Below are 14,275 nucleotides of genomic sequence, written 5' to 3'. Positions count from 1 at the left end.
GGTGCTGCAATGCGCAAGCTTATACATCTGTGTTATGGCGTTTTAAAACATCAGACTGCCTATCAAAGAGATTATTTATTGGTCGAATAATCTCAAAACCTGATTGACTACCAAGACGGTATCTCAGATATCCATAAAATATTGCTTTCGATCTCGCTTCATTGAAAACGTCATGTTGATGTTTAGACAAAGTACACTCAATCATACCCATTCAGAGCATTCTATTGAGTTTAAACGAGGTCTAAAAACATCTATTCCAATGCTGCTGGGCATTATTCCTTTTGCATTAGTTCTGGGTGCTCAGGCAACACATAAAGGCTTTTCTAGTTTAGAAGTTCCGCTTTTAACTGGTCTTAACTTTGCTGGTGGTTCTGAATTTGTCATTTTAGAAGTTTGGACCAATCCCCCTAATATCATCATGCTGATGTTTATTACGTTTTTAGTGAATAGTCGGCACCTATTAATGGGGGCGAGCCTTGTCCCGTATTTACGACATCTCCCGAATCGCACGGTTTATACCGCTTTATTTTTTATGTGCGATGAAAGTTGGGCCGTAGGTTTGGCCGATGCGCAAAACAAATCCAAAACCTTGGGAATTCAGCGCGCCTTTAGTTTGATGTTCTATGCAGGCTTATGCTGTGCTCTGTATTTGATGTGGGTTGGCTTTACCACGTTAGGGGCAATGATTGGACCAATTCTTGGCGATATTAGTCGACTTGGTTTTGACATGGCCTTCCCTGCTGTATTTCTTGTTTTACTGCGTGGCATGTGGAAAGGCTTTAAAGCGGCACGTCCATGGCTGGTCAGTTTGATTTCCGCATCTCTGGCGTATTTGTATCTCCCTGCGGGCTGGTATGTTCCGATTGGCGCTGTTACTGGTATTGCTTCTGCATTTTTCCTGATCGGAGATGATGCATGATTCACACTAGCACCTTGATCGCCATCTTATTTATTGCCTTAACCACTTACCTGACCCGTATCTTGGGTTATGTGTTACTGAAAAACCGTAGCCTCACCAACAAACAATGTCAAATTATGGAAGTTGTTCCCGGCTGCGTGTTGATCTCAGTGATCGCGCCTTATTTTGTCAAAGATAATCCTGCCGATCTGATCGCGATGGCCATTACGCTATTTGCAGCATCACGTTTTTCATTATTGCCTACCGTTGTGATTAGCATGCTTTCAGCAGCCGTGTTAAGACAAATTTTGATTTAGTCCCATACGATCATGTGTTGAAGAACGCGTGAACTACGATTTGAACCCAATGATGATGAATATTTGGAATCATTATATTGGATAAAAAAATACCCATACCTTGAGATCACATGCATTCAGCAAATATCGAGGTATGGGCAGCTTTGTGTATTTTTCGATTAGCTTTGATCTGTCTTGACCACTTTTGCCAAAAGGTTCACCAACTCTGCATTTTGCAATTCTACTTGCTGTAATTTATGAGCGGTTTGATCTAGAACTTCTTGCTGGATATGCATTTTCTTTGCAAGGTCTTGCATAATTTCCAAGGTCTTTTTTAGGTTGGCTTCAAGATGCACCACTTTTTCCTCGAGTGGCAAGGTTTCATGCGCGGTAGATTGCGATACGTCACGATTAAACTGTAGCCAAATTAAAAAAATAACCGCCAGCGCCAATAATAAAATAAATCCCCAAAGTAACATCAACATCATGCTCAATACTCTTTATATATTTCTTTGACTTTCATCTTAAACAATAAATCGGCTGTGCTTGAATATTTTTTAAAGTTTTTCAATATTTTCGAGATACATCAACGAGATTACGCATGATTTTTCATCTAATTTTAGAAAATAAAAAAACACCTACAAGCTAGTAGATGTTTTCTATATTGGATAAGTTTGAATTTTTATAAAGAGTGAAAACTTTCACATAAATCGAGCAAGCGGTTCGCATAGCCCCATTCATTGTCATACCATGCGAAAACTTTTGCTTGCTTTCCTACCACCATGGTTTGATTCAAATCGACAATCAATGAATAAGGTGAATGATTAAAATCACTTGAGACCAAGGGCTCATCGGTTACTGACATAATTTCATGATAATCAAAACGTGCAGCTTTGCTTAACACTGCATTTAACTCATGCTTGGTGATAACTGATTGAGACACAAAACTTAAATCGATTGCAGCAACATTGATAGTCGGCACACGAATCGAATAGCCATCGATTCGATCTTCCATTTTCGGCATGACCCGTTTCAACGCACCCAGAGCTGAAGAGGTTGTTGGAATAATATTTTGACCTGAAGCTCGCGCACGACGTAAGTCACGATGTGCATGATCCAATACAGACTGATCCGCAGTCACAGCATGAATTTCTGTCATGAGTGCTGTGTCTATACCAAAGGCATCATCAATAATTTTGACTAAAGGCACCAAAGCCTGCGTGGTACACGACACACTCGAAATAATTTGATCCGTCGCTTTGACTTCATGATGATTAACACCATACACAATCGCAGCATCAACACTGTCAAACGGCGCAGCACCAATAATCACACGTTTGGCACCTGCACCAATATGCTGTGTGGCTGCCTCTCGCGATCTAAATAAACCTGTACATTCGAGTACCACATCGACATTCAGTTGCTGCCAAGGCAAAAGACTCGGCTGTGCTTCATTTAAAACTTGCACTTTGAGATGCGCTTGAGCACAAGAGATATCTAGAAAAATAGCGCCATCTTGTTCAAGAATTTCGACTTGGCCTGCAAAACGACCATGCGTGGTGTCATATTTAAACAAATGCACCATGGTTTCCACATCAGCGACATCATTTATGGCAACAATTTCATAATGAAATTCTTTTGGATTTTCAAACCAAGCGCGTAATACATTGCGTCCGATTCGACCAAATCCATTAATTGCCACTCGCTGCATGACTTACCCTTCATTTTGAAACAGTTATAAAGCGCTTATATATTAAAGGATTTCAACAATAATTCGTAATCATTAATTCTCTTAATACTTATTAAAATGGGTGTTGAGTGAAAATATTCAAAATAGCTTTTCGACTTTATAATGAAGAAAAATATTCTATAGACTATAAATCACAATGATGAAGCAAACACTACAACCATTTTATTTGTTCTGGCAAAAGCTTAAACCTACAAAGCTCTTTTACGCTTCCATCTCAATATTTTTGATATTTTTATTAGGTTCAACCGAGACTACAGCGCAAATATATCAACACTGTTCATCAGCGGAGATACAAAAATTACAACGCCTATTCTCAGACGATAATTCCTCCAATGCCAATGAACCTGTATTTCAGGACTGCATTCAACTTCAGCATAGTCGTCGATTATTAGCCCTTTCTAGTAATGCGACTGACGTGATTCAGGACAATGCGGGCAATTATGATCTAAAGCTTTATCTTATAGATAAAGGCACATTTCAAGTACTAAAAGTATTTAAGTCACCTAAAGGCATTGTGCCTACGACACGTTTAGATAATGTTCAATTTGATCTCACTCCCTATGCAAAAGATCAGGACTTGGTGGGTATTGCTTTAAAACAATCGCACATAGGCGGTATTCATTCATCAAGACGATTGCTTTACCTTTATGCCATTCAAACTGATTCAAAAATTTTAGCTGTCTTAAATGGACTAATGACCAACTACAACAGCAGTACACAAAGTGCTTGTGATGACTGGAATACTGAAGAATTGAAGCGCACCTTACACATCAGCAATCAAACCCATAAGGGCTTCCCTATTTTCTTAATCAAAGAGTCGAGCATTAGCAGCCATTACAATCACAAAAACTGCAAAGCGTCCGCTGAACATGACCAAGGTCGTTATCAGCTCAAATTTAATGGCAAGGAATACCCCATTCAACACATAAAAAAGACAGATCCTGACTTATAAGCTGATTAATTCACGCCTTTAAAATTTGAAAATGCGTTTAGGATTTAAGTAAAATTTCATCTTAAATTTATAAATAAACCAAAGTACCATTGAGTAAAAACTGCCAAAATTTTCACAACCATAATGAAAATGAATCAATTCAAATGAATTATATAAAAAGTCATATAGTTCATTGAAAATCATTGGTCGCTACACCTTTTTCCGTTATAATTTAGCGTTTTTAAATTTTATGTCAGCATCTCAAGCCAGCTTTAAAATTTTGTAAGACTTGCTTGATATGCTATTACCAAATCGAAATTAGGAGAGACTTGGTTGTGAGTACTCGTTTTATGACATCAGCTGAAATTCGCGAAGCTTTTTTAAGCTACTTTGAATCGCAAGGGCATACACGTGTCGCGTCGAGTTCTCTGGTACCTGCCAACGACCCAACACTATTGTTCACAAATGCTGGTATGAACCAGTTTAAAGACTGCTTCCTTGGTCTTGAAAAACGTGACTACGTTCGTGCAACTTCTTCACAAAAATGTGTCCGTGCCGGCGGTAAACACAACGACTTAGACAACGTTGGTTATACAGCACGTCACCACACGTTCTTTGAAATGTTGGGTAACTTCTCATTTGGTGACTACTTCAAACGTGATGCCATCACATTTGCTTGGGATTTCTTAACCAACGAAAAATGGTTAGGTCTGCCAAAAGATAAACTTTATGCCACTGTTTACCATACAGATGACGAAGCATTTGATATCTGGAACAAAGAAATTGGTCTAGACGCTTCACGCATTATCCGTATCGGTGACAACAAAGGCGAAAAATACGCTTCAGATAACTTCTGGGCAATGGGCGATACAGGTCCTTGCGGTCCATGTTCTGAAATCTTCTTTGACCATGGTGACCACATTTGGGGCGGCTTACCGGGCACTCCTGAAGAAGATGGCGATCGTTTCATCGAAATTTGGAACAACGTATTCATGCAGTTCAACCGTACTGCTGATGGTGTTCTGCATGCCCTTCCTGCACCTTCTGTAGATACAGGTATGGGCCTTGAGCGTATTTCTGCAGTTTTACAGCATGTAAACTCAAACTACGAAATTGACCTATTCCAAAACCTACTTAAAGCTGCTGCTGAAATCATTGGTTTAGATACCACTGAACTTGAAGCAAAAGCACAAGCAGAAAACAAACCAGTTGAATACCCTGCTTCACTTAAAGTTGTGGCTGACCATGCACGTTCTTGCTGCTTCTTGATTGCAGACGGTGTTAACCCGTCTAACGAAGGCCGTGGCTATGTACTTCGCCGTATTATCCGTCGTGCAGTACGTCATGGTAACAAATTGGGTGCAACAGGTTCATTCTTCCATAAAATGTTGCAACCACTCATCAACGTGATGGGCGCTGCTTATCCTGAGCTTGCTGCACAGCAAGCACGTATCGAAGCTCAGCTTTTGAAAGAAGAAGAACAATTCGCAAAAACTTTAGAGCAAGGTTTGAAATTGCTTGAAGGCGAATTAGCTCAACTTAAAGGTTCAGTGATTCCAGGCGAAACTGTATTTAAACTTTACGATACTTACGGCTTCCCGACTGACTTAACAGCAGACATTGCACGTGAACGTGATTTAACCATTGACGAAGCTGGTTTCGAAGTCGAAATGGCGGCTCAACGTCAACGTGCACGTGATGCTGGTAAATTTGCTGTCGACTACAACTCAATTGTGAAAGTTGAAGGCGAGACTCAATTTGACGGCTATGACGCAACTCAAGGCCAAGGTCAAATTGTTGCAATCTACAAAGACGGCGAACAAGTTGATGAAGTTTTTGAAGGTGACGAAGCGCTGATCGTTCTCAACCAAACACCTTTCTATGCAGAAAGTGGCGGTCAAGTTGGCGATACAGGTATCTTCAAAAACGAAACTGGTATTTTTGAAGTTCAAGACACCAAAAAATCAGGCGGCGCTTTTGTACACCAAGGCATCGTGACCATGGGTAACTTAAAAGCAGCTCAAGCAGTTGAGGCTATTGTTAAAGCGGATATCCGTGAAGCAACTTCACGCAACCACTCTGCAACTCACCTATTACATGCAGCACTTCGCCAAGTTTTAGGTACGCACGTACAGCAAAAAGGTTCATTGGTTGCAAGCGAATTGCTTCGTTTTGACTTTTCCAATGATCAGCCTGTTTCATTTGAACAGCTTCAAGAAATTGAACGCATTGTCAATGCCGAAGTGATTGCCAATACTGCTGTTTCAACTGAACTTTTAGACATCGATGCGGCTAAAGAAAAAGGCGCAATGATGTTGTTCGGTGAGAAATACGGTGACGAAGTACGTGTACTTTCAATGGGTACAACCAAAGATGAGAAAAATTTCTCTATCGAGCTTTGTGGTGGTATTCACGTAAAACGCACAGGCGACATCGGCCTATTCAAGATCACATCTGAAGGCGGTGTTGCTGCAGGCGTACGTCGTATTGAAGCCGTTACTGGTACTAAGGCAGTTGAAGCTGCGCAAAAAGCTGATCGTGACATTCATGCAATTAACGACTTGCTGAAAGCGCAAAAAGATCAAACTTTAGAAAAAGTTGAAGCTTTATCTCACACAGCATCTAGCTTGCAAAAGCAAATTGAACAATTAAACCAAAAACTAGCGAGCTTCCAAGCCGCTGAGTTATTGAGTCAAGTTCAAGAGATTGCTGGCCGCAAAACATTAATCACCACGGTTCAAGGTGTAGATGCGAAATCACTTCGCAACTTGCACGACGGTGTGAAATCTAAATTAGACAATGCTGTGATCGTGATCGCGGCGGTTGATGCCGACAAAGTGAGCCTGATTGCTTCGGTTGCTAAAGAATACACTGCTGCTGTAAAAGCAGGTGACATCATCAAACACCTTGGTCAAGAGCTTGGTGGTAAAGGTGGTGGTAAACCTGATATGGCTCAAGGTGGTGCGCCTTATAGCGACAAACTTGAAGCAGTAATGACTGACCTCGTTGCATGGTTAGCTGCAAAATAAGACCAAAAGTCCTATAGCTCAAAGTGACTCACCTCCTTTGAGCAAATCAACAGGTTTAAGTAGTGTGTTTTTTAATGCTGGATCCTGCTTAAACCCTGTTGATGCGTGAAAACGCAAACTCAATCATCATGTTGAAACCAATATTCAACCTCTGGCTAAATGATGAAAATGGAGTCTAAAAGGCTGGGTTCATGTGAATCCCCTGCAGACACAAAGTATCTATTTGAACTCCTCCTACCTTGGAGTTCATGAGCTACGTGGTATATTAAAATCGCGCTGAAGTGCGGTCTTAAAATATGTGTAAGTGCTTTAAGTCTTTAGACTTATTTACTTGGTAAGGATAGTTATGGCATTAATCGTTCAAAAATATGGCGGTACCTCAATGGGTACTCCAGAGCGCATTTTAAATGTTGCTCGTCGTGTAAAGCGTTGGCATGATCACGGTCACAAAGTTGTGGTTGTTGTATCTGCAATGAGTGGCGAAACCAATCGTCTACTTGCTTTAGCGAAAGCCATTACCGAAACACCTGATCCACGCGAATTAGACCAAATGGTGTCTACGGGTGAACAGGTAACGATTTCTATGTTAGCAATGGCACTTAACTCTATTGGTGTTGAAGCTAAATCACTTACAGGTCGTCAAGTTGGTATTAAAACCGACAGCGCATTTACCAAGGCGCGTATTGAAGCGATTGATACGGATGTATTGACTTCAAACCTTGACGCTGGACGTGTCATTGTTGTGGCAGGTTTCCAAGGCTTTGATGCCGAAGGTAACACAACGACTTTAGGTCGTGGTGGTTCTGACACTTCGGGTGTTGCATTGGCTGCTGCACTTAAAGCTGACGAATGTCAGATTTACACAGACGTTGATGGTGTTTACACCACTGACCCTCGTGTCGCTCCAAAAGCGAAAAAAGTTGATCGTATTTCTTTTGAAGAAATGCTTGAAATGGCATCACTTGGTTCTAAAGTCCTTCAAATTCGCTCTGTAGAATTTGCCGGTAAATACCAAGTGCCTTTACGCGTATTATCAAGTTTTGATAATGACGATGATGGCGCATTCGACGAAAACTTTAAACAAAACGTCGGGACACTAATCACCACTGAAGCGGAAGACAACATGGAACAACCAATCATCTCAGGTATCGCGTTCAACCGTGATGAAGCTAAATTAACTATTCTTGGTGTACCGGATAAACCGGGTATCGCTTCAAACATCCTTTCACCAATTGGTGATGCCAATGTTGAAGTGGATATGATTATCCAAAACGTTGAAGAAGACGGTACAACTGATTTCACATTTACCGTAAACCGTGGTGAATTACCAAAAGCGAAAGCTATTCTTGAAGCAACTGCTCAAGAAATTGGTGCACGTGAAGTTGCAACTCGCGCAGACATCGTAAAAGTATCGATTGTTGGTGTTGGTATGCGTTCACACGCAGGTGTTGCAAGCAAAATGTTTACTGCTCTTGCAAAAGAAGGCATTAACATTTTGATGATCTCGACTTCTGAAATCAAAATTTCAGTGATTATCGATGAGAAATACTTAGAGCTTGCTGTACGTGCTCTACACACTGCATTCGGTCTAGACCGTGAAACAGGTGAATCAAGCGCACGTGCTTAATTAACCCTGCTGTGTGTCAAAATTTGTCATTGTTAGACAGATTTTGAAAAACATCGTAAAAATTCAGAGCCACTATAGTTTTTTTTATAGTGGCTCTGTTATATTAAACCTGAGGATTTTAAAATTTACTCAGTTTGCGACTGTCACAATGATTGTTTCAGATGCGCTGCTAAATTTTTTTGCTTTTACAAGTTATGAATTTTACATAACAGATCATTTGCAGGTTTTGCATTTTGCAAGGAGAGAAACATGCTGATTCTGACTCGTCGTGTCGGAGAAACATTAATGATTGGAGACCAAGTTAGCGTGACTGTACTTGGTGTTAAAGGTAATCAGGTTCGCATTGGCGTGAATGCTCCAAAAGAAGTATCTGTTCATCGTGAAGAAATTTACCAACGAATTCAACATGAACGCGCAATGCACGAACATCTCCAAAACATTGATCAAGAATATCAGCCATCTTTTGAAGAAACTGATTATTCCCAAAACAACTATAATCGCTAAGATTCAAGTTGTTTAAATGATAAAGCGGCTCGTTAGGCCGCTTTAAATTTATCTAGAACATGCTTTTACTATAGACGTTCAACTGAGCTTTATTACTGCCCTTCTAGAACTTTACGCACTGGGCCAAAACTGCGACGATGTTCATCAATCACCCCATGCTGCGCAATTGCTTCGAAGTGTGCTTTGGTTGGATAGCCCTTGTGTTTTGCAAAACCGTACTGTGGATATTTTGCATCCAGCTCAACCATTTCGTGGTCTCGAGTCACTTTGGCCAAAATACTCGCAGCCGAAATCTCCGGATGAATCGCATCACCACCCACGATAGCATCACAGCTCATTGCTAAACCGGTTGGGACTTTATTACCATCTACCAACACGTGTTCTGGCTGTACATTGAGTTTTTCCACTGCACGACGCATCGCAAGTAATGATGCCTGTAAGATATTGATCTCATCAATTTCTTGTGCAGAACTTTCAGCAATCGCCCAAGCCAAGGCTTTTTCTTGAATCTCAATAAATAACTTTTCACGTTTTTTTTCAGTGAGTTTTTTAGAATCGTTTAAACCCTCAATCGGGTTATTGGGATCTAAAATGACAGCTGCCGCAACAACCGAACCCACCAATGGACCGCGACCCGCTTCATCTGCACCAGCAATTTTCATATATCTCTCACTCAAAATAAAATACGACCCTTAATAATGTTCTAAATCTTAGTTTTTAAATGTTTCGATCACGCAAGCATTTAAAGTATTTGTCACGATTTTAGCTGTAAGATTTGCTTGTGAAGTTTTATCCATTGCTGCTACAACCAAATCTGTTGCAGTCACGCTAGTTGTCGCTTTCTCGCCTACACATGAACACACTTCAGTTTGTAGTTCAGATTTTTGAGTTTCTGTTAATAATTTTGAACCTGTTTTCCAATAGCTGTTGTTATTTAGCTCAGTTACGCATTTCGCTTGAACACCCACTTTAACCGCCATCATTGCCAAGCTGTTTGCTGAAGTTGTACCTGTAGAACTTGTACCTGTTGTTCCAGTCGCAGCACATGCAGAAAGAACAAGCGCTAAAGGCGCTAGAACAGCAACTAATTTTTTCACGAATATTTCCTTTGTTATGTTCATCAACGCGCATATTGTGCCCCAAATCACACTTCATCGGATATGACTATTTAAAATAAATTCGGTAACTGTGTAGTTAATCATCAAAGCCTGTGTTGCATATTCACAACACAGTGTCCCGATTTTAAACGACGCATATTTTTGTGGTCTGTATTAGAATCTGCATAAGATTGGACGCTTAAATAATCAACATGAGCAATAACACACAATACTACACTCGAACTGCTCAGGTCTTACATTGGCTGATGGCGATCATATTCATCGTGGCATGGTTAATTGGCTTTTATAGTGGCAATTTTCTCAGTTATGACGTCGATGGCAGCTTTAAAGGACAAGTCATTACCCTCCATAAAAATATTGCGACTACGATTATTTTTTTGGTGGTGATACGAATCTTTTGGCGCTATACCCACCCCGCTCCAGATTTACCTGACAGCATGTCATCCGGCATGAAAACCTTGGCACATTTGGGTCATTTAGCACTGTATTTTGTACTACTAGCTTTACCGATTACAGGTTGCTTATTTAGTTGGAGCGCAGGTCACCCCGCCCCTGTCTTGTATTTGTTTGAAATACCACGCTTGGTACAAGATAATCCTGAATTATTAGCCATCGTGAAACCGCTACATATTTGGATTTCTTGGGCAGCAGGCTTGCTCTTAGTGGGTCATATTTTGGCAGCGTTGAAACATCATTTTATTGATAAAGACCATGTGCTCAAAAGTATGACACGACAACCAAAACCCTAATAAAGACAAAATAAAAGCCACATCATGTGGCTTTTATTTTAAGCATTATCTTTTAATTCAGTACTTGCTGAGCACAACCGCGCATACTATTTAAAACCGCTTTAGAAATCAGTTTATTCTTTTCAGTTTCATTCACTGCAGCAGTCATCAGATCTTTCGCACCGATATCATCCATAGCATGCTCACTCACGCACTGACAAATCGCAGCTTGATTGTCTTTTTTCTGTTGAGCACTCATAAACAACGCAGCACCTTTCCAAATTTTAGAAGTATTTAATTCTTGCGAGCATTGATATTCAATCACAGGCTTTAGCATACGCTGACTTAAACTTGATTTATCTGCACTAGCAGCGGATGAAATCAATACTGCGGCTAAAAATGTAATCGATGAGGCAAATATAGAGCGATTTGAATGAGATAAAAGCATGATTTAAACATAAAAAAGGCAGTGAATATTCACTGCCTGAGATTATACGCTGATTATTAATTCAACGCTTCAATCTTTTTAATCCAAGCTTGTTTTTCAGCATCTGAAATAAATGATGCTTCAAAAGAGTTGATTGCCAGTTGCTTTAACTCTGCATTGCTTAAATCAAGTGCTTTGGTGATCGCAATGAAGTTATCATTCATATAACCACCAAAGTACGATGGATCATCTGAATTGACGGTCACATGCACACCTTGTTGCAATAGACGGCGAATATTATGCTCAGCCATATTATTGACCACACAGAGCTTTAAATTGCTTAGCGGGCAAACGGTTAATGGCATTTTTTCTGCAATTAAACGTTGCATCAAAGCAGGATCTTCTTCTGAACGTACACCATGGTCAACACGATTTACTTTCAGCAAATCCAAGGCTTCCCATACGTATTCTGCTGGACCTTCTTCCCCTGCATGCGCAACGATAAGAAAACCTGCTTCACGTGCTTTAGCAAAAACACGTTCGAATTTTGATGGTGGATGACCCACTTCACTCGAATCTAAACCGACACCAATAATTTGATCTTTATATGGTAAAGCTTGTTCTAATGTTGCAAATGCTGCGTCTTCAGATAAATGACGCAAAAAGCACATAATCAGATGTGAGCTAATGCCCAGTTTTGCTTTGGCATCATCACAAGCGCATTGTAAGCCATTCAAGACAGTTTCAAAAGCAACCCCACGGTCTGTATGAGTTTGTGGGTCGAAGAACATTTCGGTATGAACCACATGATCTTCTGCACATTTTTCAAAGTATGCCCATGCTAACTCATAAAAATCTTGCTCATGAATCAGTACATTTGCACCTGCATAATAAATGTCTAAAAAAGACTGTAAATTATGAAAGTTATACGCTTCTTTTAATTCTTCGACTGATTGATAAGGGATTGCAATATTGTTGCGTTGGGCAATTGCAAACATGAGTTCAGGCTCAAATGTCCCTTCAATATGCACATGTAGCTCTGCTTTTGGCAAAGCGCGAATCAGCTCAAGTTGATCCATCTCTTATCCTCATAAAAATAAAAAAGGGTGCAAACTGAGTTTACACCCTTTCGCTATTTGACAGTATTAACCGCCAAATGCAGCAAATTTTAATGCCCAAAGTACAGCAATAATCCAGACCATATATGGTACAATTTTCGCTTTACCTGTCAGCAATTTAACCAATGCATAGCTAATGAAGCCCATTGCAATACCGTCTGCAATTGAATACGTAAACGGCATAAATACAATTGTTAAGAATGCAGGGACTGCTTCAGTAATATCATCCCACTCAATATGAACGATACCTTGAATCATCAACACACCAACAAACAATAATGCTGGCGCAGTTGCAAAACCTGGTACAGACTGAGCAAGTGGTGCTAAGAACAATGCCAAAATAAACAATACAGCAACTACAACTGCAGTTAAACCTGTACGACCACCGGCAGCAACACCTGCTGATGATTCAATATAAGGCGTAGTCGAAGACGTACCCAATGCCGCACCCGCAACAATTGCAGATGAGTCAGCAAATAATGCTTTCTTCAAACGTGGTAATTTACCGTCTTTTAATAAGCCTGCACGGTGTGATACACCGACCAATGTACCTGTAGAGTCAAATAAATCAACCAAGAAGAATACAAAGATTACGCCAATCAAACTTGCTGTGAATAGACCTTCGAAGTTCATTTGCATGAATGTTGGAGCGATTGAAGGAATAGCACCTACAACACCTTTAAATTCGTTGAAGCCCAGTAGGGTTGAAATTGCAGTAATCACCAAAATACTGATGATGATTGCACCACGTACTTTGAAGTGATGCATAACCACAACCATCAAGAAGCCAAGTAAAGCCAACAAGACAGACGGCTGTTTTAAATCACCCAGACTGACCAGTGTTGCAGGGTTATCAACAATAATGCCGGCATTTTTCAAAGAAACCAGTGCAAGGAATAAACCAATACCGCCGCCGATCGCCAGTTTAAGCGACATTGGAATCGCATTGACAATCGCTTCACGGATTTTGAACATGCTGATAGCGATAAAAACAAGGCCAGAGACAAAAACAGCTGCTAAAGCAGTTTGCCATTCCACGCCCATACCCAAACATACAGAATAGGTAAAGTAAGCGTTTAAGCCCATACCGGGTGCTAAGGCAATTGGATAGTTAGCAACAAGCCCCATCACCAAACAGCCAATGGCTGCTGCTAGACAAGTTGCGACAAAAACAGCGCCATGATCCATACCCGTTTCGGACAAAATCATTGGATTGACAATAATGATGTAACACATTGTCAAGAAAGTAGTTACACCTGCAATGACTTCTGTTTTGAAACTGGTTTTGTTTTCGCTCAGTTTAAACAGACGTTCAAGCATGTTCTCGGAAGATGGATTAGGAGTCGTCATGACCTAGCCCCTATGAAGTAAACTTTATGCATATAAGCATTCCACAAAATTAATCATGTGATGTATTCATCATTAATTTTGTGTATGCCTAAGCAACGAATATGCCAATTCGGCAGATTGTAGGCTTTAAAAAATCCTATTTTCAACAGCATACAACACAGTACAAATGTTGAAATTTGCAAACAAAAAAGCTGCATAAACCTATGCAGCTCCTCTATTTATGTCATTTAATTCGTATTTAATATCAATAAATACTGATCAAATTAATTTCGGCAAATTATAACACATTGATTTTTTAATGTTTCCAAATTTTCATCGCTTTTCAATTTAGTAAATTTAAGACATTGTTTTCTTTATAAAGTTTCAAATTATTATAGGACTTACGCACTATCATTTATAGATTCTCTGTGGTAGCAGATGATTTTTATCGAGAATAAAGTCATCAATGAAGTTTTTGATAATTGGTCTAAATAATTTCTTCTGCCAACGATATATATTT

General features: G+C 40.0%; 14 protein-coding genes and 1 pseudogene. 7 read left to right on the top strand and 8 right to left on the bottom strand.

The annotated features are described in order from the left end of the window. Positions 1-172 precede the first annotated feature (172 nt). On the top strand, positions 173-919 hold the full coding sequence (locus FTV03_RS15070) for an AzlC family ABC transporter permease (protein ID WP_180042046.1): 747 nt from the start codon (positions 173-175) through the stop codon (positions 917-919). Continuing rightward, positions 916-1,215 (top strand): AzlD family protein, encoded by a 300-nt coding sequence (locus tag FTV03_RS15065; protein ID WP_180042044.1) that lies wholly within the window; start codon positions 916-918, stop codon positions 1,213-1,215. The genes FTV03_RS15070 and FTV03_RS15065 overlap by 4 nt, the downstream gene beginning before the upstream one ends. Before the next feature lie 158 nt (positions 1,216-1,373). On the opposite strand, the gene FTV03_RS15060 is transcribed toward FTV03_RS15065, so the two are convergent. Both FTV03_RS15060 and FTV03_RS15055 read right to left on the bottom strand, forming a co-directional pair. Next, positions 1,374-1,676 carry a hypothetical protein gene (locus FTV03_RS15060; RefSeq protein WP_180004122.1) on the bottom strand — a complete coding sequence of 101 codons (303 nt, stop codon included), beginning with the start codon at positions 1,674-1,676 and terminating at the stop codon, positions 1,374-1,376. A 200-nt stretch (positions 1,677-1,876) separates the two neighbouring features. Next, positions 1,877-2,905 carry a type I glyceraldehyde-3-phosphate dehydrogenase gene (locus tag FTV03_RS15055; protein WP_180042042.1) on the bottom strand — a complete coding sequence of 343 codons (1,029 nt, stop codon included), beginning with the start codon at positions 2,903-2,905 and terminating at the stop codon, positions 1,877-1,879. Between the two features lie 175 nt (positions 2,906-3,080). Here FTV03_RS15055 and FTV03_RS15050 point away from each other — a divergent pair, with 175 nt between their 5' ends. The 4 genes from FTV03_RS15050 to csrA all read left to right on the top strand — a co-directional run bounded on the left by FTV03_RS15050 (position 3,081) and on the right by csrA (position 9,035). Beyond that, entirely contained in the window at positions 3,081-3,896 is an 816-nt protein-coding gene (locus FTV03_RS15050) for a hypothetical protein (protein WP_180009413.1), read from the top strand. A gap of 314 nt (positions 3,897-4,210) precedes the next feature. Beyond that, positions 4,211-6,904: an alanine--tRNA ligase gene (gene alaS / locus FTV03_RS15045; protein WP_180042040.1), complete on the top strand. Its 2,694-nt coding sequence runs from the start codon at positions 4,211-4,213 to the stop codon at positions 6,902-6,904. Between the two features lie 346 nt (positions 6,905-7,250). Next, positions 7,251-8,531: an aspartate kinase gene (locus FTV03_RS15040; protein ID WP_078189079.1), complete on the top strand. Its 1,281-nt coding sequence runs from the start codon at positions 7,251-7,253 to the stop codon at positions 8,529-8,531. 249 nt (positions 8,532-8,780) lie between these two features. Beyond that, complete coding sequence (csrA, locus tag FTV03_RS15035; RefSeq protein WP_078189080.1) at positions 8,781-9,035, top strand: carbon storage regulator CsrA; 255 nt, start codon at positions 8,781-8,783, stop codon at positions 9,033-9,035. A 92-nt stretch (positions 9,036-9,127) separates the two neighbouring features. Here the strand turns inward: csrA and rnhB are convergent, their stop codons facing one another. Both rnhB and FTV03_RS15025 read right to left on the bottom strand, forming a co-directional pair. Further along, positions 9,128-9,697, bottom strand: a complete 570-nt coding sequence (rnhB, locus tag FTV03_RS15030; RefSeq protein WP_180042039.1) for a ribonuclease HII — start codon at positions 9,695-9,697, stop codon at positions 9,128-9,130. A gap of 48 nt (positions 9,698-9,745) precedes the next feature. After that, positions 9,746-10,132 carry a hypothetical protein gene (locus FTV03_RS15025; protein ID WP_180042037.1) on the bottom strand — a complete coding sequence of 129 codons (387 nt, stop codon included), beginning with the start codon at positions 10,130-10,132 and terminating at the stop codon, positions 9,746-9,748. Between the two features lie 212 nt (positions 10,133-10,344). Between FTV03_RS15025 and FTV03_RS15020 the strand changes: the two genes are divergently transcribed. After that, the gene (locus tag FTV03_RS15020; RefSeq protein ID WP_180042035.1) at positions 10,345-10,902 is read left to right on the top strand and encodes a cytochrome b; all 558 of its coding nucleotides are present in this window, start codon (positions 10,345-10,347) and stop codon (positions 10,900-10,902) included. A 52-nt stretch (positions 10,903-10,954) separates the two neighbouring features. Here the strand turns inward: FTV03_RS15020 and FTV03_RS15015 are convergent, their stop codons facing one another. The 4 genes and pseudogenes from FTV03_RS15015 to FTV03_RS15000 all read right to left on the bottom strand — a co-directional run. Further along, positions 10,955-11,329 carry a hypothetical protein gene (locus FTV03_RS15015; RefSeq protein ID WP_180027218.1) on the bottom strand — a complete coding sequence of 125 codons (375 nt, stop codon included), beginning with the start codon at positions 11,327-11,329 and terminating at the stop codon, positions 10,955-10,957. A 56-nt stretch (positions 11,330-11,385) separates the two neighbouring features. After that, a complete protein-coding gene (locus FTV03_RS15010; protein WP_180042033.1) occupies positions 11,386-12,387 on the bottom strand; it encodes an adenosine deaminase in 1,002 nt (333 codons plus the stop codon). Between the two features lie 66 nt (positions 12,388-12,453). Beyond that, positions 12,454-13,776, bottom strand: a complete 1,323-nt coding sequence (locus FTV03_RS15005; protein ID WP_180042031.1) for an NCS2 family permease — start codon at positions 13,774-13,776, stop codon at positions 12,454-12,456. Positions 13,777-14,166: 390 nt separating this feature from the next. Beyond that, a pseudogene (locus FTV03_RS15000) lies at positions 14,167-14,275 on the bottom strand (IS701 family transposase); the annotation flags it as partial.

It is taken from the genome of Acinetobacter sp. YH12218, assembly GCF_013417925.1.
Lineage (GTDB): Bacteria > Pseudomonadota > Gammaproteobacteria > Pseudomonadales > Moraxellaceae > Acinetobacter > Acinetobacter amyesii.
The sequence above is the reverse complement of the archived record's forward strand: the minus strand, read 5'-3'. Positions and strand labels throughout refer to the sequence as shown.

Excerpts from the sequence above, each read along its gene's own strand:
- FTV03_RS15070 (WP_180042046.1), top strand. The coding sequence starts at position 173 with ATGTTGATGTTTAGACAAAGTACACTCAATCATACCCATTCAGAGCAT.
- FTV03_RS15065 (WP_180042044.1), top strand. The coding sequence starts at position 916 with ATGATTCACACTAGCACCTTGATCGCCATCTTATTTATTGCCTTAACC.
- FTV03_RS15055 (WP_180042042.1), bottom strand. The coding sequence starts at position 2,905 with ATGCAGCGAGTGGCAATTAATGGATTTGGTCGAATCGGACGCAATGTA.
- FTV03_RS15050 (WP_180009413.1), top strand. The coding sequence starts at position 3,081 with ATGATGAAGCAAACACTACAACCATTTTATTTGTTCTGGCAAAAGCTT.
- FTV03_RS15040 (WP_078189079.1), top strand. The coding sequence starts at position 7,251 with ATGGCATTAATCGTTCAAAAATATGGCGGTACCTCAATGGGTACTCCA.
- csrA (WP_078189080.1), top strand. The coding sequence starts at position 8,781 with ATGCTGATTCTGACTCGTCGTGTCGGAGAAACATTAATGATTGGAGAC.
- rnhB (WP_180042039.1), bottom strand. The coding sequence starts at position 9,697 with ATGAAAATTGCTGGTGCAGATGAAGCGGGTCGCGGTCCATTGGTGGGT.
- FTV03_RS15020 (WP_180042035.1), top strand. The coding sequence starts at position 10,345 with ATGAGCAATAACACACAATACTACACTCGAACTGCTCAGGTCTTACAT.
- FTV03_RS15015 (WP_180027218.1), bottom strand. The coding sequence starts at position 11,329 with ATGCTTTTATCTCATTCAAATCGCTCTATATTTGCCTCATCGATTACA.
- FTV03_RS15010 (WP_180042033.1), bottom strand. The coding sequence starts at position 12,387 with ATGGATCAACTTGAGCTGATTCGCGCTTTGCCAAAAGCAGAGCTACAT.
- FTV03_RS15005 (WP_180042031.1), bottom strand. The coding sequence starts at position 13,776 with ATGACGACTCCTAATCCATCTTCCGAGAACATGCTTGAACGTCTGTTT.